This window comes from Rhizobium sp. NLR8a, from assembly GCF_019685235.1.
Classification (GTDB): Bacteria; Pseudomonadota; Alphaproteobacteria; order Rhizobiales; family Rhizobiaceae; genus Rhizobium.
Map to the genome: position 1 here is coordinate 1 of NZ_JABDWI010000008.1, position 19,998 is coordinate 19,998.

Below are 19,998 nucleotides of genomic sequence, written 5' to 3' on the forward strand. Positions count from 1 at the left end.
GCCATCCAGCGCGAGAAATCATTGAAACGATGGAACCGGCAATGGAAGATCGACCTGGTCGAGGCGATGAATCCCGAGTGGGACGATCTCTATCTTACGCTGTGGTGATGCCGGCTGCGTCGTCTGTCGTGCCAGCCGCGTGGATCCCAGGGTCAAGCCCTGGGATGACGGAGGAGAGGTGGTCGCGAGACAGATCGGCTCACTGCGAGGAGAGGTGGTGCCGCAACGCATAAGCCCGCCGGTGCGGAGGAGAGGTGGTGCCGCAGCACATAAGCCCGCCAGCGCGCAGCAGAGGTAGTGCCGGGACGCATCGGCGGCAGCGATGACGCTTCGGCAGACGCGGCGCCACACTAGCTACGGCAAATGCAGCGCCTCACAAACCGCGCCGGCTCCCAAGCTGCACCGGCGGTACGTGTGGCGATAACGCCACCCCCACACTCCGTCATCCCAGGGCTTGACCCTGGGATCCACAACCAAGCGCGCGGCTTCAATCGCTTCCCCGCAGCCCATCACCCTCCCCGCAGTGCCAGCCGCATGGATCCCAGGGTCAAGCCCTGGGATGACGGAGGAGAGGTGGTGCCGGGATGCACAAGCCCGGCGCGCGGCTTCAATCGTTTCCCCGCAGGCCATCACTCTTCACCAGTGCCAGCCGCATGGATCCCAGGGTCAACCCTGGGATGACAGAGGAGAGGTGGTGCCGGGATGCACAAGCCCGCCGGCGCGAGGAGAGGCGGTCGCGCGACAGATCGGCTCACTGCGAGGAGAGGCGGCGCCGGGACGCATAAGCCTGGACGGCGCGGAAGAGGATTGGTGCCGCGACGCATCGCCGGCAGCGGTGAGGAAGCCATGGCAAAAGCGGCGCACAAGCCTCGGCAAAGCGACGCCGCACGCACCGCCCGCTCTCAAGCTGCGCCGGCGGTACGTGTGGCGATAACGCCACCCCCAACACTCCGTCATCCCAAGGCTTGACCCTGGGATCCACAGCCAAGCACGAGGCTTCGATTTCTCTGCGGTGGCAGGCCATTGCTGTTCAGCGCCAGCCGCATGGATCCGAGGGTCAAGCCCTGGGATGACGGAGGAGAGGTGGTGCCCGGACGCATAAGCCGACGCGGACGAGGGGTGTGGCTGGGATGCATAAGTGCGCCAACGCGGAAGCGAGGTGGTGCCGCGAAGCATCGCCAGCGGCGGCGATGAAGCGACGGCAAAAGCGGCGCCGCACAGGCTGTGCCGGCGGCGCGTCTGGCGACAGAGGAGAGCTGGCGCCCTCCCCCGTCCAACGCCAACGCTCACGCCGCCTCTTCCTTCTCAGCCGCCCCTTCCGCCAGCTTGCGCGCGGCGACGAAGTCGACCTTGCCGGAGCCCAGCACCGGCACCTTGCCGATGGTGACCTCGGCCGGGACCATCATGTCCATCGCGCCCTTCGACTTGGCGAAGGCGAGGAATTCGGCGCGGGTGGCGGTTTCGGCGTCGGTGAGCAGCACCAGGCGCTCGCCCTTCTTGGGGTCGGGCAGCGACGAGACGACCGAGAGCGCGGCAGGCCAGAGTTCGGCGGCGAGCGCCTCGATTGCCGCCAGCGACACCATTTCGCCGCCGATCTTGGCGAAGCGCTTGGCGCGGCCGCGGATCTTGACGAAGCCGTCCTCGTCGATGCTGACGATGTCGCCGGTGTCGTGCCAGCCATCGGCGAGCGGTTCGAGCACGCCGGGCTTTTCGGCACGGAGATAACCGGCCATGACATTGGCGCCGCGCACATGCAGGCGGCCGCCCTCGTCGATGCCGGGCACCGGCTCGAGCTTCCATTCCATGCCCGGCAGGATTTTGCCGACCGTGCCGGAGCGGTTGTACATCGGCGTGTTGATGGAGATCACAGGCGCGGTTTCGGTGACGCCGTAGCCTTCGAGGATGCGCAGGCCGAATTTTTCCATATAGGTCTGGCGGGTCGCCGCCTTCACCGGCTCGGCGCCGGCGAAGATGTAGCGGATCGAGCGGAAATCGTAGGGGTGCGCCGTCCTGGCATAACCGTTGAGGAAGGTATCGGTGCCGAAGATGATCGTGGCGTTGGAGACATAGATCAGCTCCGGCACGATGCGGTAATGCAGCGGCGACGGATAGAAATAGACCGGCACGCCCGAGATCAGCGGCAGCACGGTGCCGGCCGTCAGCCCGAAGGAATGGAAGACCGGCAGGATGTTGAACACCTTGTCGCCGCTGTGGAAATCGATGCGGGCGGCGGCCTGGGCGGCGTTCGACAGCACGTTGCGGTGGGTCAGCACCACGCCCTTCGGCGTGCCCTCCGAGCCCGAAGTAAACAGGATGACGGCCGGATCGTCGGCCTGGCGTTTGACGAGCGGCCGACCCTTGCGAAGAAGCCCGATCAGCTTGTCCTTGAACGAGATTTCGTCTCTGAGATCGTCGAGCCAGACGATCGTCAGCTGCTTTTCCAGCTCCTCGATGACAGCGCCGAGCTTGGCCTGGGCGACGAAGGCGCGCGAGGTCAGCACGTGTTTCACCTCGGCCGCCTTGCAGGCCGAGAGGAGATTGGCGGCACCGGCGGTGAAGTTCAGCATCGCCGGCACCTTGCCCGCGCTCATGACGGCGAGAAGGGTGGCGGCGGCGCCATTGGCGTTCGGCAGCATGACGCCGAGGTTCTGCTCGGGGAAGCGGGCGCGGAACTTGGCGCCGAGCACGGCCGCCCCGGTCAGGAGCTTGCCATAGGTCAGCCGGCCGGTGACCGGATCCTCGACGGCTGGCTTTTTCATGCCGAATTCGTGGCCGGCGCGGATGACGCGCTCGAGCACGGTCGACGAGGTATCGGCGGTGCGGAAGAGCAGGTTCGACATCAGCTGGTAGAGTGCGGCGCCGGCCGCCGTGCGGCGCTTGCGGCCCTTCAGCTCCGCGGGCACTTCGAGCTTGACCGGCTCGAGAATGGTGACCTTGACCTTGGGGAACAGCCGGCGGCGGATCTTGCCGTCGTCGAGATAGGAGAAATAGGTCTTTTCCAGCCCGTCGATCTTGACCGGCACCACCATCGAGCCTGTTTTGTCGGCGACCATGGCGGCGCCGTCATAGACCTTCATCAGCGTGCCGGTCACCGTCAGCCGGCCCTCGGGGAAGATGCCGATCGCATTGCCTTCCTGCGCCACCTTGATCAGCGAGCGCGTCGCCATCGGCTTGGTCGGGTCGAGCGGCAGGAATTTGCACATTTTCAGGAAGGGGCGCACCCACCAGGCCTGGGCGATCTTGTAATCGACGGCGAAGACCGGCTCCTCCTCGGTGATGGCGAGCGCGAGCGCGCCGTCGAGCAGGCTGACATGGTTCAGCGCAATGATCGGCGCCGGGCCGGCCTTCTTGATATTCTCCAGCCCCTCGACCTCGAGGCGCATGAAGGCGCGGAACAGGATCGAGATGAAATCGCGGAAGGCATTGGTCGGCAGCGTCTTCAGCATCAGCCAGGCGACGCCGAAATTGACGATGCCTAGGCCGATCAGAATCTGCGGAATGGAGGCCCCGAGCGCCTGGATGGCGGCGACCAAACCGAGGCCGACGGTGATGAACAGCGCAGACAGCACATTGGCGGCGCCGATGACGCGGGCGCGGTGATCCTCATGCGCCCATGTCTGCAGGGCGGCGAAGGTCGGCACGGCGATGAAGGCGCCCGAGATCGCCATGCCGGCGAGATCGATGGCGACGCGGATGGTATTTTCGCCGGCGAAGAAATCGAGGATCGTCGTCGCGTGCGAGGTCGAGGTGAGGCCCCAGAGGTTCCAGGCGAGATCGAGGCTGAAGAGGCCGAGCAGCGCGGTGCCGACGGGGGCCGGCAACAGCACGACGCGGCCCGCCGACATCCAGGCGGCAATGCCCGAACCGACGGCGACGGCAATCGCGAACACCGTGAGATAGGCGGGCACGACGAGCTCGGAGCCGCCGAGCAGCTCGGTCACCATGGTCGGCAGGATGGAGAGCGTGAAGGCGCCGACCAGCCAGAACCAGCAGTTCATCAGCGCCGAGCGCCACAGCCGCGTATCCCTACGGATCTCCATGACCAGCGTGTAGCTGGAGCGGATGACGTTGCGGTCGATCTGAAGATCCGGCGCCTTGGAGCCGGTCGCCGGGATCATGCGGGCCGACAGCCAGCAGAGCACCGACAGCCCCATCATCATCGAGCCGAAGAGGACGATATTGTCGCCACTTGAAAAGGCGAGTGCTGCGATGATCGTGCCGCCAAGGATGGCGATGAAGGTGCCGCCCTCGATCCAGGCATTGGCCTTCGGCAGGTCGCGGCGTTCGAGATGATCGGGCAGGATGCCGTATTTGATCGGCCCGAACAGCGCCGAGACGATGCCGAAGCCGAAGAGGGCCGCCATCAGCACAAAAATCGAGGAAAAGGCGAGGCCGATAACGGCAAGGGCGGCAACCGCGATCTCGCAGCGTTTCAGCAGTTCCGCCACCTTGGCCTTGTCGTGCTTGTCGGCGATTTCGCCGCCGAGTGCGGAAAGCAGCAGGAAGGGCACGATGAGGATGACGCCCGCGAGCGTCACCAGCGCCGCGCCCTCGCTTGCCGACATCTTGAAGAGGATGAGGAAGACCAGGGTGTTCTTCAGGAAATTGTCGTTGAAGGCGGTCAGGAACTGCGTCCAGAACAGCGGCGCGAATTTCCTCGATGTCATCAGATTGGTTTGCACGGCGAGACCCTCTTTTGGTGGGCAGAGCAGGCCACAGAGTTGTTACGCAAAAGTTGAGTGCGATAACAACTCTGCGATGTGGTTAAGGAAGATCAATCTTCACCGTTACGATTGAATTTGACCAGCAGCTTTTCGGTGCGGGCATCTTCGACCTTGCGGATCAGCTTCTCGGATTCGGCATTGTCGCGCAGCGTCTTGGTGATATTCACCGTCGTCTGCACCAGCATCAATATGCCCATGGCGAGATAGCCCTTCCCCCAGAGATCGAGCGGCATCATGTAGAGGCCGAGCGCCAGCATGAAGGCGGCGGCGCCGAAGGAGATGTAGGAGAAGCTGACCCAGCTGGCGGAATGTTTCTGGAAACTGTCGTTCATATCAGTGACCCTTTAATTTCTAGGGGTGGATGGTGGGATGACGATCTCAGGCGGCCGGCGTGATGCGGCTCTTCAGCCGGGCGAGCACCTCGTCGGCCGATGAGGCGAGCGGCGCGCCGCAGCCGGCATTGGCGAGCTTTTCGATGATGCCGGCCGGCCGCGTGGCGCTTTCCATCTCCTTCAGCGCCGCCGCCGTCAGCTCGTTCTGGCTCTGGCGCAGGCGCAGCCGGGCCAGCGTCTCCTCGGCCTCGTCGAGCGTCGCAAGGCCGGGGCCGGCGACCGCGACATCGAGCTTCTGCGCCTCTTGCGTTGCACGGGCCAGCCGCTCGCCGCGCTGCAGCGCCTGCAGCCGCGCCTCGGCATCCCTGACGATGCCCTTCAGCTTGGCGATACCGGTGGTGAACTGGCCCTGTGCCTGTTCCGACGAATCGCGCTCGGCCTCGAGAAAGGCGATCGCCTCGGCCGCTTCCCGCGCCAGGCCTTCATTGCCCTTGGTGAGCGCCGCGGTGGCGCGGGTCTCGAGATCGGCGATGCGGGCAAGGATCGTCTGATGCTGCGCCTTCTCCTGCTCGTTCTGGGCGATGGCGACGGCGACGCTGCGGCGCGCCGTCTGGATCGACTGGGCGGCATCGCGGATCTGCTGGGCCAGCAGCGGCACGGCGTGGCGATCGGCGAAAGCCTGCTCGGCATCATGCGCCCTGCCCCGCAGCAAAATGGAAATCAGTTTGAACATTCCCTTCCTCCAGTTTATGAACGTTGTTCACGAGATGAGTTATGGCAGAATCATGAACGACGTTCAAGATAATTTTTGAACGTCGTTCAAGATTTTCGAAGGGAAATGGTTAATGGCCGGCAGACGAGAAGAAAAACGCGAGGATTTGAAGGCCCGGCTGATCGAGGCGGCGCGCGAGCGCATCGCCCGCGACGGCCTTGCCAACCTGCGCGCCCGCGACATCACCCAGGATGCCGGCTGCGCGCTCGGCGGCCTCTACACCGTCTTCACCGATCTCGCCGAGCTCGTCATCCACGTCAATTCCGCGACGCTGAAGGCGCTGGAGGCCAGGCTAACGCTCGACGAGGCCAGGGGCAAAAGCCCGACCGACCGCCTGCGCAACCTCGCCCAGGGCTACCTCGCCTTCGCCGTCGAGCACCGCAATCTCTGGAAGGCGCTGTTCGACCACTTCCCCCCCGCCACCAGCCCGACGCCGCAATGGCACCTCGACGAACACCTCTTCCTGATGGACGTGATCGCCGAACCGCTCGCCGAACTGCAGCCCGACATGCCACCCGAAGACCGCGCCATCCGCGCCCGCACCCTCTTCGGCGCCGTGCACGGGGTGGTCAGCATCAGCCTGGAGGGGCGCTTCGTGGGATTGCCGCTGGAACGGCTGGCACGCGAGGTGGACGAGCTGGTGCAGACGATCGCGGCGGGCGCCGAGCTGCGGCGGCAGGGGATGTGAGATGGCATCGGGTGGAGTGGCGTAGACTGACGTCGCGGTTTTTCGCGGAGCCCACCTCATACTCCGTCATCCCAGGGCTTGACCCGAGGATCCATGCCCGGAGCATTGTGCCGGCCGGCGGCGCATGGAGCGGTATCATCCGACTGACGACATTGCCGTTTTCGCCGAGCCCCACCCCCTCCTCCGTCATCCCAGGGCTTGACCCTGGGATCCACGCCGCGCGCATTGTGCAGGCCGTAGGCGCATGGAGCGGCATCATCTGACTGAGGGCCTTGCGGAACCAGCCGGAGCCCCACCCCACTCTCCGTCATCCCAGGGCTTGACCCTGGGATCCATGCCCCGAGCATTGTGCTCGCCGTGTCAGACGGAGCGGCATCATCCGGCGAACGGCCTCGCGGTTCCGGCCTAAGCCTCACCCCACTCTCCGTCATCCTCGGGCTTGACCCGAGGATCCATGCCGCGCGCATTGTGCTGGCCGTCGGCAGACGGAGCGGCAGGGAGCATCCTGTCCGTGAACGTATGTACTCGAGTGCTGCGTGTGGATCCTCGGGTCAAGCCCGAGGATGACGGAGGAGGTGGGAACCAATCTGCAAAACCGCACCCGCTCGCTGGCGGACTTGTCGACCATCCCACCTTGACCGAAGCACCCCTACCCAGCACTCTGTCCCGCCACCGCTCGCGAAAGGAACCCCCATGAGCCGCATCTTCATCACCGGTTCCACCGATGGCCTCGGCCTCGCCGCCGCCCGCACCCTCATCCGCGAAGGCCACGAGGTCGTCCTCCACGCCCGCTCCCGCGAGCGCGCCGCGGCCATCGCCGAGACCTCCGCCGCCGCCCTCGGCCTCGTCATCGGCGATCTCGCCAGCGCCGCCGAAACTCGCTCCATCGCCCATCAGGTCAACGCCATCGGCCGCATGGACGCCGTCATCCACAATGCCGGCATCTACCTCGAGAAGAGCCGCGGCGAAACGCCCGAAGGCCACGCCAAGACGCTGGCGGTCAACACGCTCGCCCCCTATCTCCTCACCGCCTGGATCACGCGGCCTGACCGGCTGATCTATCTCACCAGCGGCATGCACCGCAGCGGCGGCAGCGTGCTTGACGATATCGACTGGAAGAAGCGGCCCTGGAGCGCCAGCCAGGCCTATTCCGAAAGCAAGCTCTACGTCGCCACCCTTTCCGCCGCCATCGCCCGCCACTGGCCCGACGTCCTCAGCAACGCCGTCGACCCCGGCTGGGTGCCGACAAAGATGGGCGGCGCCCGCGCGCCGGATGATCTGGAGATGGGGCATCTGACGCAGACATGGCTTGCGACGAGCGAGGACGAAGCTGCGAAGGTGAGCGGCGGGTATTGGTATCATCGGCAGCAGCGGGAGGCGGCGACGGAAGTTGGTGATGTTGGAATTCAGGAGACGTTGGTGGAGAGGCTTGCGGGGTTGACGGGTGTGCGGCTGTTTTCGGGGCATGGGTGAGGCATACGAGCGGCCGCGGCGCGCGAGCAATCGGGCCGCCCCGCTTTCTTTGAACAGTCACGCAAGCGCGTAGTCTAGTCCGACGTGGAGATCAAATTTTTAGCGGAAGCTCGGGCCATCCAAGCTTGTTCAGTTCCTCCTGCGAGACCCTGCCGTGTACCTCCAAAGCCCACTGCAGCCGCTCGCTCAGCCAAATCTGCCCTTTGGGCGAGAGCTCGACTGCTGCCAATTGCCGATAGGCGTTGTACGGGTTCGTGTTACCCTCGCCGCGAGCTTGATTTCGTTGTGTCGAGGCAAATGCATCCGAGCCGAGGGCGTCCATCATTTTGTTGAGCGAGATTCCGTTCGCCATGGTTCCCGCGACGAATTCTGCATGATGGACTCGTATGTACCGCGACCATGTCTCCTTCCAGGGGCGTTGTGCGATTTCATCTGCCGATGCATCGTCACGCCCAGGCACATGTCGCATCCCGGTAGCGCGGCCAAATATGATGATGTCTGTTGGATCATAGGTCAGCCTGCCTATGAACATCACCGCGCCTTCCTTGACTGCTCGAGGTCTTTTGGTGGCTGGATATGCAAGCGCCCAGTGACAAAGAGCACTGTTGATTTCATCTAGCGTCGAAAAGGAAAGTGGAACCCTATTGCTGCCCTCGCCCAGAAACTTCACGAACGCCTGCTCAGCCTGGGGAATTGGACCTGGAATCAGCGGTTCGCCAGATTGAATAACCCCTGTGGCGTCGGTGCCGTAATCCGCTAACTTCTCGAGGCGAAAGCGTGGCCCTCCGCTTGCCAGATGCATCGTGACCGTTTCTTCCCATGCATCCAGCTGTCTTGCCGTTAAATCTGTTCCGGCGCGCGCCCAGAGTGCATCGAAATAACGATCAGACGCGGAAATGATTTCTGCGTCGTCGGACACGAGACCGAACTCATGGTTTCTGGTAAGCGCCGCCTCGGTCAAGTTGGCGGATGTCACAATTGTGCGCCGGGAACCAAAGACATACACTTTGGCGTGAAGATTCCGAACCCCGCGCACCTTCGCACCAGCGACTAGCAAGCTTCTAAGCGCTGCGATGTCGCTTACTCCTTCTGCAAAGTCCCTAAGATTGAAGCGTGTAATCACACGAACCGACTGGGGGGTGTGCGACAAGACTCGTCCGGTGGCCTTCTGTTTGAGAAACGGAGATATGACACTGAGATTACGCGCTTCGAGCCGGAGTGCCATGTCGAGCTCTTCCGCCCATCCTCCATCAACCAGACGCGAGGTCATTGCAGACCACCGGGCCTGTTCTTCTGAGATATCCATTGCCCCTCCCATTTCTTGGATATGCGTTCGCCTCATCCTAGATCCCACGCAGGAAATTTAACAAGCGCATCAATCCTCCCTGGTCATATCACGCCCTTATGATTTCGATGTAGGGCAGCATGACCATTTGATGGCGACGGAGGTGTGTGATGCCGGGTCTCTGGATGCGCTTGGCAGAGAAGCTTGTGGGATCGACGGCGAGCCATGGGCGCCAGCGGTCATGCAACTGTGAACATACCAGCCACCAGACCGACCTCGGCGCTTGCGCCTCATAATCTCCCGGGTAATGTCTCCCGCACTGATTTGATGAAGGAATAAGCATGCTCACAGGTGAAATTCGCTCGAAGGTCGATCAGGTCTGGAATGCCTTCTGGGCGGGTGGCATCGCCAATCCGCTCGAAGTAATCGAACAGATCACCTATCTGCTCTTCATGCGTGGCCTGGACGACATCCAGACGCGCGCGGAAAACAAGGCCAACATGCTGGGCCGACCGATTGAGAGGGTGATCTTTCCCAATGGCGTCTATCGGCAGGATCGCGACGGCAAAGATGTGAGCTATCAGGAGCTGCGCTGGTCGCGGCTGAAGAATGAAGATCCGGCACGCATGTTTCTGCTCGTCTCGGAATTCGTCTTCCCCTTCCTGCGCGAAATGGCCGAGGCCGGCACCGCGCATTCCGAACACATGAAGGGCGCCCGCTTCACCATTCCGACGCCCGGTCTGCTCGCCAAGGTGGTCGACATGCTGGCGGAAATTCCGTTGGAGGATCGCGATACCAAGGGTGATCTCTACGAATACATGCTCGGCAAGATCGCCTCGGCCGGCCAAAACGGCCAGTTCCGCACGCCGCGCCACATCATCAAGCTGATGGTGGAGTTGATGAAGCCGACGCCGCAGGACGTGATCTGCGATCCGGCGAGCGGCACCTGCGGCTTTCTGGTGGCCGCCGGCGAATATCTGCGCGAGCACCACAAGGGCCTGTTCCGCGATGCCGCGCTCAACCGGCATTTCCATGACGGCATGTTCCACGGCTACGATTTCGACCAGACCATGCTGCGCATCGGCTCGATGAATATGCAGTTGCACGGCGTCGTGGGCGCCGATATCCGCTACCGGGATTCGCTCTCCTCCAGCCATGGCGATGATTCCGATAAATATTCGCTTGTTCTCGCCAATCCGCCCTTCGCCGGCTCCCTGGATTACGAAACGACCGCCAACGACCTGCTCGCCATCGTCAAGACCAAGAAGACCGAGCTTCTGTTCATGGCGCTGTTCCTGAAGCTGCTCAAACCCGGCGGACGGGCGGCGGTGATCGTGCCGGATGGCGTGCTGTTCGGCTCGTCGACGGCGCACAAGGCGATCCGCAAGATGCTGGTCGACGACCACAAGCTCGACGCCATCGTCAAGCTGCCGTCCGGCGTGTTCCGGCCCTATGCCGGCGTCTCCACGGCGATCGTCTTCTTCACCAAGACCAATTCCGGCGGCACCGACAACGTCTGGTTCTACGACCTGCAGGCCGACGGCATGAGCCTGGACGATAAGCGCCAGATGCTGCTGCCGGAGACAAAATTCGGCCCGGTGCCGGAGGAGGAGCTGACGGCAGACGAGCACGCGAAAAACAACCTGCCGAATGTGCTGACCCGCTGGGCCGAACGCAACGGCACCGAGCGCGAAAACCCACGCACGGGGCAGAGTTTTACGGTGACCGCGCAAGAAATCGCGACGGCGGATTACGATCTCTCGCTCAACCGTTACAAGGAAGTGGTGCACGAGGCGGCGGAACACCGGCCACCGAAGGAGATAATTGCGGAACTGTTGAGGCTGGAGGATGAGATTGCGACGGAGCTGCGGGAGTTGGAGGGGATGCTGTGAATATGACGGCAGATCCCCAGTCATTCCGCGGTGTTGCTCGCAAGCTTGGCGATGTTTTGCAATTTCGCAATGAGATTGTTCATCCAAAAGACAATCCGACGGGTATCATGACATTCGTTGGGCTAGAGCACATCCAACGTGAAACCGGCATTAGAACTGGGTCAGAAACAGTCGACCTTGAACAGCTGACCGGGCGGCGCGCGCGCTTTCAAGCTGGTGACATCGTCTATGGATATCTGCGGCCGTATCTCAACAAGGTCTGGATTGCCGAGTTCGGCGGCATCTGTTCCGTAGATCAGTATGTATTTAAAGTTCGTCCTATAGCTGACCGAAATTATGTCTACCATTTCTTACGTAGCCCAGAGTTTCTAAAAACCGCACCGATTGACACAGCTCCGGGACAACTTCCTCGAATCCGTTCTGGAGAGATTTCAGCCACACCAATCCCCCTCCCGCCGCTCGATGAGCAGAAGCGGATTGCGGCGATATTAGATAAAGTCGATCAGCTGCGCCAGAAGCGCCGTCAAGCCCTCGCGCTGCTCGACAGCCTTACCCAGTCGATCTTTCTGGAGATGTTTGGGGACCCTTTATCTGAAGCCTCGTCATTTGAGCGCTTTCAGATGAAGGAAATTGCAGAACTTATAAACGGCGATCGATCTAGCAACTATCCAAGCCAGGATGATTTGGTCGATTCTGGCATTCTCTTTCTGAACACTACTAACATTACGGACGACGGTATCGATCTCGATCGGTGCAACTTCATAACGGCGGAGAAATTTAAATCATTGGGGCGCGGCAAGCTTAAAGAGGGCGACATCGTAATAACTTTGCGCGGATCGCTCGGCCAGGCCGCAATCTTCGATTGCGGTAACGATACGGGCTTCATTAATGCTCAGATGATGATCATCCGAACCAATCATCTTGTTGACCAAGAGTACCTGCTTTCATTCTTAAAGCTGGACCGAATGCAAAAACACTTCAAAAAGATTGGCTCCGGGTCGGCCGTACCACAACTAACTGGCAAGCAAATGAGTGATCTTCGCGTGCCATTACCACCAAGCGAACTACAGGTTGAATTTTCAAGAAGAATATCGCAGCTTCGTGTTAAAAGACGCTTATTGAAACAGGGGGAGCAGGTTTTGGCATCTCTTTTTTCTTCCCTCCAGCACCGCGCCTTTTCCGGCCAGCTCTGAGGCTCTATGTCCAACTTTGCCTTCCTCGCCGCCGAATTTCCCGAAATCTTCGACAGCGCGAAGCGGGCAGAGGTTTTGGCAGAAGGCGATCCGCGGGCGGCGGCGTTTTATGCGCGTCGCACGGTGGAACTCGCCGTGCAATGGGCCTACAAGCATGATCCCTCCCTCAAATTTCCCTATCAGAGCAGTATTTCGGCGCTGATCCACGAACCGAGCTTCCAGAAGCTCGCCGGCCAGGCGGTGTTTTCCAAGGCTCGCGTCATCATCAAGATCGGCAACCAAGCGGTTCATGAAAGCCGCGAGACCAAGCCCGCCGAGGCCGCCAATGCCGTGCGCGAGCTGTTCCACTTCTGCTTCTGGCTGGCCCGCACCTATGCGCGTAAGGACCGCCCCTCCGACGATCTCGCCTTCGACCCCGGACATCTGAGTCGCAAGCAAGACGTGGTGAAGCGCGCCTTCGCCGAGCTAACCCGCATGAAGGGCGAGATGGAGGCGAAGGATGTCGCCTTCGAGACCATGCTGCGCGACAAGGTCGATCTCGACGCCGAACTGAAACGTCTGCGCGCCGAAGTGGCTGCCGCCCGTCGCGAGAACGAGGCGAAGCCCGACCAGCACGATTATTCCGAGGCCGAGACCCGCGATCTCTATATCGACCTGTTGCTCAAGGAAGCCGGCTGGAAGCTGGACAGCCCTCGCGACCGCGAATTTCCCGTGGAGGGCATGCCGAACAGCGAGGGCAAGGGCTTCGTCGATTACGTGCTCTGGGGCGACGACGGCAAGCCCTTGGCGCTGATCGAGGCCAAGCGCACCAAGCGCGATCCGCGCGCCGGACAGCAACAAGCCAAGCTCTATGCCGATTGCCTGGAAAAGCAGTTCGGCCAACGGCCTGTCATCTTCACCTCCAACGGTTACGAGCACTGGATCTGGGACGATAGCGCCTATCCGCAGCGCGCCGTCTCCGGCTTCTACAAGAAAGACGAGCTGGCGCTGATGATCCAGCGGCGAATGAACCGCAAGCCGATCGCGGGTCTGACCGTCAACAAGCAGATCGCCGGCCGCTATTACCAGACCCGCGCCATCTCGCGTGTGGCCGAGGCTTTCGAGGCCCACAAGCAGCGCAAGAGCCTGCTGGTCATGGCAACCGGCTCCGGCAAGACACGCACGGTGATCGCGCTGGTCGATCTGCTGATGCGGGCCGGCTGGGTGAAACGGGTGCTGTTCCTCGCCGACCGCGTCGCGTTGGTGAACCAGGCGGTGCGCGAATTCAAGCGGCAACTGCCGGAGACCTCACCGGTCAATCTGGTGACGGAGAGACAAGCCGAGGGTCGCGTTTTTCTCTCCACCTATCCGACGATGATGAACCTGATCGACGAACGGCAAGCGGGGCAAGCGCGTTTCGGCCCCGGCCATTTCGATCTCGTCATCATCGACGAGGCGCATCGCTCGGTCTATCAGCGTTACGGCGCTATTTTCGATTATTTCGACAGCCTGCTGGTCGGCCTCACCGCAACGCCCAAGGACGAGATCGACCATAACACCTATGGCCTGTTCGACCTTGAGGACGGCGTTCCCACAGATGCCTATTCGCTCGACAAGGCGGTGGAGGACGAATATCTCGTGCCGCCGCATTCGGTCTCGGTACCGCTGAAATTCCAGCGCGAGGGCATCCGCTACGACGATCTTTCCGAGACCGAGAAAGAGCAGTGGGACATGCTGGAGTGGGACGAGGAGGATGGCGACCCACCGGATAGCGTCGATAGCCAGGCCGTCAACAAATGGCTGTTCAACGCCGACACCGTCGACAAGGTGCTGGCGCATGTGATGACGGAGGGCCTGAAAGTCGCTGGCGGCGACAGGCTCGGCAAGACGATCATCTTCGCCAAGAACCAGGACCATGCAGAATTCATCGAGGAGCGGTTCAACCGCGCCTATCCGCATCTCGCCGGCCACTTCGCCCGCGTGATTACCTTCAAGACGGAATACGCGCAGAGCCTGATCGACGACTTTTCGAAGAAGGACGGCAATCCGCATATCGCCATCTCCGTCGACATGCTCGACACCGGCATCGACGTGCCCGAAGTGGTCAACCTGGTGCTGTTCAAGCTGATCCGCTCGAAAACCAAGTTCTGGCAGATCATCGGGCGCGGCACGCGTCTTTGCCCGGATCTCTTCGGCCCCGGCGAGGACAAGGAATTCTTCCGAGTCTTCGACTATTGCCAGAACCTCGAATTCTTCCGCCAGAACCCGCAACCGGACGACGGCCGCAACGGCAAGAGCCTGAACGAGCGCCTGTTTGCCGCCCGTTTCGACATCGTCCGAGCGCTCGACGAAAAGCACAGGCTCAATGCCCCTGGAGTGGCCGAACCCCGCCAGGAGGGCTACGACGCCGCCGGCGGCAAGCCGCTCGACGAGGTAACAATCCGCAATGAGGCGCTCGACGCACTGCGGACCTACGTGGCCGGCATGAACCTCGACAACTTCATCGTGCGCGGAAAACGGCGCGCGGTGGAGAAATACAAAACCGCCGACGCCTGGAACGAGCTCACCGATGCCGTGCGCGAGGAGTTGCTTGACGAAGTCGCGCCGCTGCCGAGCGAAGTGAAGGGCGAGCCGGAAGAGGCGAAACGCTTCGACCTGCTGATCTTCGGGCTGGAGCTGGCGCTGCTCAAAGGCTCGAAGAGCTTCGACCGCCTGAAGAAGCAGCTGATCGAGATCGCCTCGGCCCTCGATGAACAGACGGCCATCCCGATCATTGCCGCCCAGCATCCGCTGATCCTCGACATCCTCTCCGATCCCTGGTGGGAAGGGATCACCGTGCCCCAGCTCGAACTGGTGCGGCTCAGGCTTCGCGGCCTCGTCCAGCACATCGAGAAGGGCAAGCGCAAGATCGTCTACACCAATTTTGAGGACGAATTGGGCCTCGGTGCCGATATCGATCTGCCGGAGATCGGCGAAGTCGATTTTGCCCGGTTCAAGCGGAAGGCTCGGCACTTCCTGCGCGAGCACGATGACCACATCGCCATCGCCAAGCTGCGCCACGGCAAGCCGCTGACGCCGACCGACGTCGAGGAACTGCAGTCCATGCTGCTTTCCGCCGGCATCGGCGACGTCAAGCACCTGGAGAAAGCGACGGAGGTGGCTCACGGTTTCGGTGCCTTCGTTCGTTCACTGGTCGGCCTCGACCGCGCATCGGTCGTCGAGGCCTTCTCCGATTTCATCTCCGACAGCGGCGCAACAGCCGACCAGATCGAATTCATCGAAATGGTCATCGAGCACCTGACCGAAAGAGGCGTCATGGACCCCGCGCTTCTCTATGAGAGCCCGTTCATCGACGTTGCGCCGGAAGGACCGCAGCAAGTCTTCGACTTCGAGAAGACGAAGAAGCTCGTCGAAGTGATCAGAGGGTTGAACGAGAGCGCGGCGGGGTGAGCATCCCCCAGCAACCTATAGGCGGGCCTAAGGTGTCGGCCGGTTTTCAGGCCGACATGGCGCGAATTTCGAAGCCGAACTGCTCGCAAGCTTCCTCCACCTCAAACCATTGGTCCCTCAGCGCCACTAGCCGGTGAAGCAAGCGATGGCAATTTGCGCAAAGCAAGGCCATATCTTTGATCGTTACCGCGCGCTCGCCGGGTGTAGAGAAAGGCTCTTTGTCATGATGAGCTTCGAAGATGGAATCGCGCATGTCTTCGGGGAGGTGAGAACCCGTCGACTTACAGATGTCGCACGACAGACCTGTACGTTTTCGCGCTCTCAGAAGGTCGCGTCGCAGACCGGCCCTTCGCTCGCGGAATAGGTGCTCACGTCGCTCGGCTCTACCCTCAATAAACTGTTTGTCTTCTTCGCTGGTAACTGGCGCAACGGCATCGGCAATTTCCCACTCGACGACGATACCCGTGCCCCAGCCCTTTTTAGATGGCACGAAACCACGCCGAACAACCAGGGAGTTGCGTGCTTTGTCATTGAGATAGTTGTATAAAATATTCGAAGGCGAATAGTAGTTGCCACTACCCTTTCCGCCCTGCCCATATCGCTCAACCAGTTTTGCCCAAGCTCGTGGTGCATGCTGTTCTAAGGCATTGCGAAAGGTTTGGGTCGTAAATTTGCCCTGGAGATAGGGTTGCAACGCCTCCCATTCATCGTCGAGCATTCCAAACAATTCGGCCATTATATTCCTCCCCAATATCGACCGATACTTAACTTGCCTCGTGACTCGCGGCAACAGTTAAACCCTCGTGCAAATTGGGATTGGGCCTAAAATACTATCTTGGAGAGCTGACATAAAACTGGCTGGGGCGCCTGGATTCGAACCAGGGGATGGCGGTACCAAAAACCGCTGCCTTACCGCTTGGCTACGCCCCACCAGAGCTTGAGCGGCGAACCGCTTGCTCTCAAATCGACGCCTGATTAGCAAAGCTCTTTGCCTGTCACAATGACTAAGTTGCGCCTGCGGCAGATTTCTGCGCGCGAAGCGGCGGGCGGCGTGCTAGCATGCCGCGATATTATCAACCTGAGATCATCGTCCCGCATGGAAAGTCCCGCATTCGACCTTGCTTTCGAGCCGGCCTATGGGCGGGCCGTGCCGGTTGCTCCCGATATCTTGCGCATCACGGCGGAAAATCCCGGGCCCTTCACCTTTTTCGGCACCAACAGCTATCTCGTCGGCTCCTCCTCGCTTGCGGTCATCGATCCCGGGCCGGATGACGAGGCGCATTATCAGGCGCTGATGGCGGCGATCGACGGGCGTGATGTGACGCATATCTTCGTCAGCCATACCCATCGCGATCACTCGCCGCTTGCCCGCCGGCTGCAGGCGGAAACGGGGGCGGTGACGGTGGGGCAAGGGCCGCATCGGCCGGCGCGGCGGCTGCGGGAGGGCGAGGTCAATCCGTTTGCCGAAAGCTCGGATATGGAGTTCGTGCCGGATATCGCGCTCGGCGATGGCGAGACAAGAACGGGGGATGGCTGGGCGATGACGGCGGTGCTGACGCCGGGGCATACGGCCAATCATGCCGCCTTCGCGCTCGAAGGCCGCGAGATCCTCTTTTCCGGCGATCATGTCATGGCCTGGTCGACCTCGATCGTCGCACCGCCGGATGGGGCGATGGCGGATTACATGGCCTCGCTCGACAGGCTGATAGAGCGCGAGGACGGCCTGCTGCTGCCCGGCCATGGCGGGCCGGTCAGCGAGCCGAAGAGCTTCCTGCCGGCGCTGAAGGCGCATCGGCTCGGGCGCGAGCAGGCGGTGCTGGCGCGAATCGCGGCCGGCGATCGCGAGATCGCGGAGATGGTGAAGGCGATCTATCGCGATACCGATCCGAAGCTGCATGAGGCGGCGGCACTTTCCGTGCTCGCCCATATCGAGCATCTCATGGAGCGCGGCGAGGTTGCGGCGGATGGGCCGCCCTCGCTTGCCGCGCGCTATTGGCCGGGGTAATGAAAGGCGGAGGGAGATCAGCATGGGCCGCGCCGATTACAGCTATCGTACCGATCCCACTGTGCCCGCCTTTGCCGATGACCGGCCGCTCATCGTCTTCGATGGCGAATGCGTCTTCTGCTCCGGCTGGGTGAAATTCGCGCTGAAGCACGACAGGCGGCAGCGCTACCGTTTCGTCGCGGCGCAGACGCCGCTCGGGCAGGCGCTCTACCGGCATTACGGGCTCGATTGCCGCGATTACGAAACCAATATCCTCATCGAGAAGGGCCGCGCCTTCTTCAAGTCCGATGGCTCGATCCGCATGGTGGCCGGGCTCGGCTTTCCCTATTCGCTGGTGAGGCTGTTCCGGCTGCTGCCGCGGCGTGCAGCCGACGCGATCTATGAATTCATCGCCCGCAACCGGCTGAAGATTGCCGGACGGCAGAGCTGCATGGTGCCGACGCCGGAGCAGCGCGGCCGCTTCATCGCATGAGCGGCGGCACCTTTTCCCTGCTGATCATCGGCGGCTACGGCGCCTTCGGCGGCCGGCTCGCCCGGCTGCTCGGCGAGGAGCCCAGGCTCAGGCTGCTGATCGCCGGCCGTTCGCTCGAAAAGGCCGATGATTTCGTCTTCGATATGCGATCGCCGAAGGGCGGCGCCGGGCGCCTCGGCGGCAACGATCTCGGCGCCTGGCTGCAGGCGGTGGTGTTCGATCGTGACGGCGATCTCCGGGAGCAGCTGACGCGGCTGAGGCCCGATCTCGTCGTCGATGCCTCCGGGCCGTTCCAGAGCTTCACCGGCGATGGCTATAAGCTGGTGCGGGCCTGCATCGACCTCGGCATCGATTATGCCGATCTCGCCGACAGCACCGGCTTTGTCGCCGGCGTCAGTGGGCTCGATGCCGAGGCGAAGGCGAAAGGCATCTTCGTGCTCTCGGGGCTGAGCAGCCTGCCGGCCCTCTCCTTCGCGGCGCTGGAGGCGATGGCGCCGCATTTTGCCCGCGTCGACAGCGTCGCGGCCGGCATTGCCCCGTCGGCGCATGTCAGGATCGGCCTCAATGTCGTCCGGGCGATCGCCAGTTATGCCGGCAGGCCGGTGGCGCTGCTGCGCGAGGGGCAGCCGGCCAAGGGGCGCGGGCTGATCGACGAGATGCGGGTGACGATCGCGCCGCCCGGCGTGGCGCCGCTCGCCAGCCGCAGCTTCCTGCTGGTGGATGCGCCCGACCTGGCGCTGCTGCCGGCCCGCTTTGCCGGCCTGCAATCCACCTTCACCGGCGTCGGCACCGAGCCGCAGGCGCTGCAGCGGCTCTTGAGATTTGCCGCCCGGCTGGTGGAGGTCGGGCTGCTGCCGTCGCTCACGCCGTTCGCCCGGGCGCTGCAGGCGGCCAGCCATCGCTTCGCCGCCGGCGCCCATCGCGGCGGCATGTTCGTGCGCCTGGGCGGCCTCGACCATGAGGGGCGGCGGTTGACGGCGGATTGGTCGCTGATTGCCGAAGGTGATGACGGGCCGTTCATTCCGGTTCTCGGCGTCGAGCTGCTGGTGCGCCGGCTGCTCGACGGCCAACGGCCGGAAAGCGGCGCCCGGCCGGCGGCGGGGGAATTGTCGCTTGCGGATTTCGAAGCGGCCTTCAGCCAGTTCTCCATCGCTTCAGGCGTCCGGCTGGATCACCAGGAAGAGGCCCAGCCGCTCTACCGGCGCATTCTCGGCGACGCCTGGGAGAAGCTGCCGCCGGCGCTGGCGGCGATCCATGCGGGCGGCACCCGGCTTGCCTCCGGCCGGGCGCGGATCGAGCGCGGCAGCGGTCTCCTCGCCCGGCTGATCGCCGGCCTCATCGGCTTTCCCGCCGCCGGCGAGGATGTGCCGGTCGCGGTGCGCTTTGTCGCCGAGGGCGAGCGGGAGATCTGGACGCGCAGTTTCGGCAGCAAGACCTTCCGCAGCTGGCAGGCCGCCGGCCCTGGCCGCGATAGCCACCTGCTCGTCGAGGTGTTCGGGCCGTTCCGGGTGCTGCTGGCGCTGGTGCCGGAGGGGCAGAAGCTGCGCCTCATCGTGCGCGGCTGGCGCTTTTGCGGCATTCCGCTGCCGCTGTTCCTGGCGCCGGGCGGCGATACCTACGAGGAGGAGCGCGACGGGCGCTTCCACTTCCACGTCGAGATCGGCGGGCGGCTGACCGGGCTGGTGGTGCGCTATTCGGGGTGGCTGGTGCTGGAGTGAGACCCCTCGCCCTGG

At 62.6% G+C, this 19,998-nt stretch carries 13 protein-coding genes, 1 tRNA gene and 1 pseudogene; 9 read left to right on the forward strand and 6 right to left on the reverse strand.

Going from position 1 to position 19,998, the window contains the following annotated elements; all coding sequences use genetic code 11:
• Window positions 1-108: pseudogene (locus HJC04_RS31775) on the forward strand (GIY-YIG nuclease family protein); the annotation flags it as partial.
• A gap of 1,178 nt (window positions 109-1,286) precedes the next feature.
• Here HJC04_RS31775 and HJC04_RS16200 read toward each other — a convergent pair.
• The 3 genes from HJC04_RS16200 to HJC04_RS16210 all read right to left on the reverse strand — a co-directional run bounded on the left by HJC04_RS16200 (window position 1,287) and on the right by HJC04_RS16210 (window position 5,789).
• Window positions 1,287-4,682 carry an acyl-[ACP]--phospholipid O-acyltransferase gene (locus HJC04_RS16200; protein ID WP_221146630.1) on the reverse strand — a complete coding sequence of 1,132 codons (3,396 nt, stop codon included), beginning with the start codon at window positions 4,680-4,682 and terminating at the stop codon, window positions 1,287-1,289.
• Window positions 4,683-4,774: 92 nt separating this feature from the next.
• Entirely contained in the window at window positions 4,775-5,056 is a 282-nt protein-coding gene (locus tag HJC04_RS16205; RefSeq protein ID WP_008529123.1) for a YiaA/YiaB family inner membrane protein, read from the reverse strand.
• A gap of 46 nt (window positions 5,057-5,102) precedes the next feature.
• Window positions 5,103-5,789 carry a PspA/IM30 family protein gene (locus tag HJC04_RS16210; RefSeq protein ID WP_221146631.1) on the reverse strand — a complete coding sequence of 229 codons (687 nt, stop codon included), beginning with the start codon at window positions 5,787-5,789 and terminating at the stop codon, window positions 5,103-5,105.
• Between the two features lie 112 nt (window positions 5,790-5,901).
• Between HJC04_RS16210 and HJC04_RS16215 the strand changes: the two genes are divergently transcribed.
• Both HJC04_RS16215 and HJC04_RS16220 read left to right on the forward strand, forming a co-directional pair.
• A complete protein-coding gene (locus tag HJC04_RS16215; RefSeq protein ID WP_064706421.1) occupies window positions 5,902-6,516 on the forward strand; it encodes a TetR/AcrR family transcriptional regulator in 615 nt (204 codons plus the stop codon).
• Window positions 6,517-7,209: 693 nt separating this feature from the next.
• Window positions 7,210-7,989 (forward strand): SDR family NAD(P)-dependent oxidoreductase, encoded by a 780-nt coding sequence (locus tag HJC04_RS16220; protein WP_221146632.1) that lies wholly within the window; start codon window positions 7,210-7,212, stop codon window positions 7,987-7,989.
• 91 nt (window positions 7,990-8,080) lie between these two features.
• Here the strand turns inward: HJC04_RS16220 and HJC04_RS16225 are convergent, their stop codons facing one another.
• Window positions 8,081-9,295 (reverse strand): phospholipase D family protein, encoded by a 1,215-nt coding sequence (locus HJC04_RS16225; RefSeq protein WP_221146633.1) that lies wholly within the window; start codon window positions 9,293-9,295, stop codon window positions 8,081-8,083.
• 320 nt (window positions 9,296-9,615) lie between these two features.
• On the opposite strand from HJC04_RS16225, the gene HJC04_RS16230 reads away from it, so the two are divergent.
• From HJC04_RS16230 to HJC04_RS16240, 3 genes are read left to right on the forward strand one after another with little or no spacing between them, the layout of a single operon-like run.
• On the forward strand, window positions 9,616-11,166 hold the full coding sequence (locus HJC04_RS16230; protein WP_221146634.1) for a class I SAM-dependent DNA methyltransferase: 1,551 nt from the start codon (window positions 9,616-9,618) through the stop codon (window positions 11,164-11,166).
• A gap of 2 nt (window positions 11,167-11,168) precedes the next feature.
• The gene (locus tag HJC04_RS16235; RefSeq protein WP_259668882.1) at window positions 11,169-12,359 is read left to right on the forward strand and encodes a restriction endonuclease subunit S; all 1,191 of its coding nucleotides are present in this window, start codon (window positions 11,169-11,171) and stop codon (window positions 12,357-12,359) included.
• 6 nt (window positions 12,360-12,365) lie between these two features.
• A complete protein-coding gene (locus HJC04_RS16240) occupies window positions 12,366-15,788 on the forward strand; it encodes a DEAD/DEAH box helicase family protein (RefSeq protein ID WP_221146636.1) in 3,423 nt (1,140 codons plus the stop codon).
• Between the two features lie 46 nt (window positions 15,789-15,834).
• On the opposite strand, the gene HJC04_RS16245 is transcribed toward HJC04_RS16240, so the two are convergent.
• Window positions 15,835-16,524 (reverse strand): hypothetical protein, encoded by a 690-nt coding sequence (locus HJC04_RS16245; protein ID WP_221146637.1) that lies wholly within the window; start codon window positions 16,522-16,524, stop codon window positions 15,835-15,837.
• 119 nt (window positions 16,525-16,643) lie between these two features.
• A tRNA-Gln gene (locus HJC04_RS16250) sits at window positions 16,644-16,718 on the reverse strand.
• A 166-nt stretch (window positions 16,719-16,884) separates the two neighbouring features.
• On the opposite strand from HJC04_RS16250, the gene HJC04_RS16255 reads away from it, so the two are divergent.
• Genes HJC04_RS16255 through HJC04_RS16265 form a run of 3 tightly spaced genes read left to right on the forward strand, consistent with a single transcriptional unit; the run spans window position 16,885 to window position 19,983 of the window.
• On the forward strand, window positions 16,885-17,793 hold the full coding sequence (locus HJC04_RS16255; protein WP_221146638.1) for an MBL fold metallo-hydrolase: 909 nt from the start codon (window positions 16,885-16,887) through the stop codon (window positions 17,791-17,793).
• 22 nt (window positions 17,794-17,815) lie between these two features.
• Window positions 17,816-18,265 carry a thiol-disulfide oxidoreductase DCC family protein gene (locus HJC04_RS16260; protein WP_221146639.1) on the forward strand — a complete coding sequence of 150 codons (450 nt, stop codon included), beginning with the start codon at window positions 17,816-17,818 and terminating at the stop codon, window positions 18,263-18,265.
• On the forward strand, window positions 18,262-19,983 hold the full coding sequence (locus HJC04_RS16265) for an SDR family oxidoreductase (protein ID WP_221146640.1): 1,722 nt from the start codon (window positions 18,262-18,264) through the stop codon (window positions 19,981-19,983). Before HJC04_RS16260 ends, HJC04_RS16265 begins: the two co-directional genes overlap by 4 nt.
• Window positions 19,984-19,998: the final 15 nt, after the last annotated feature.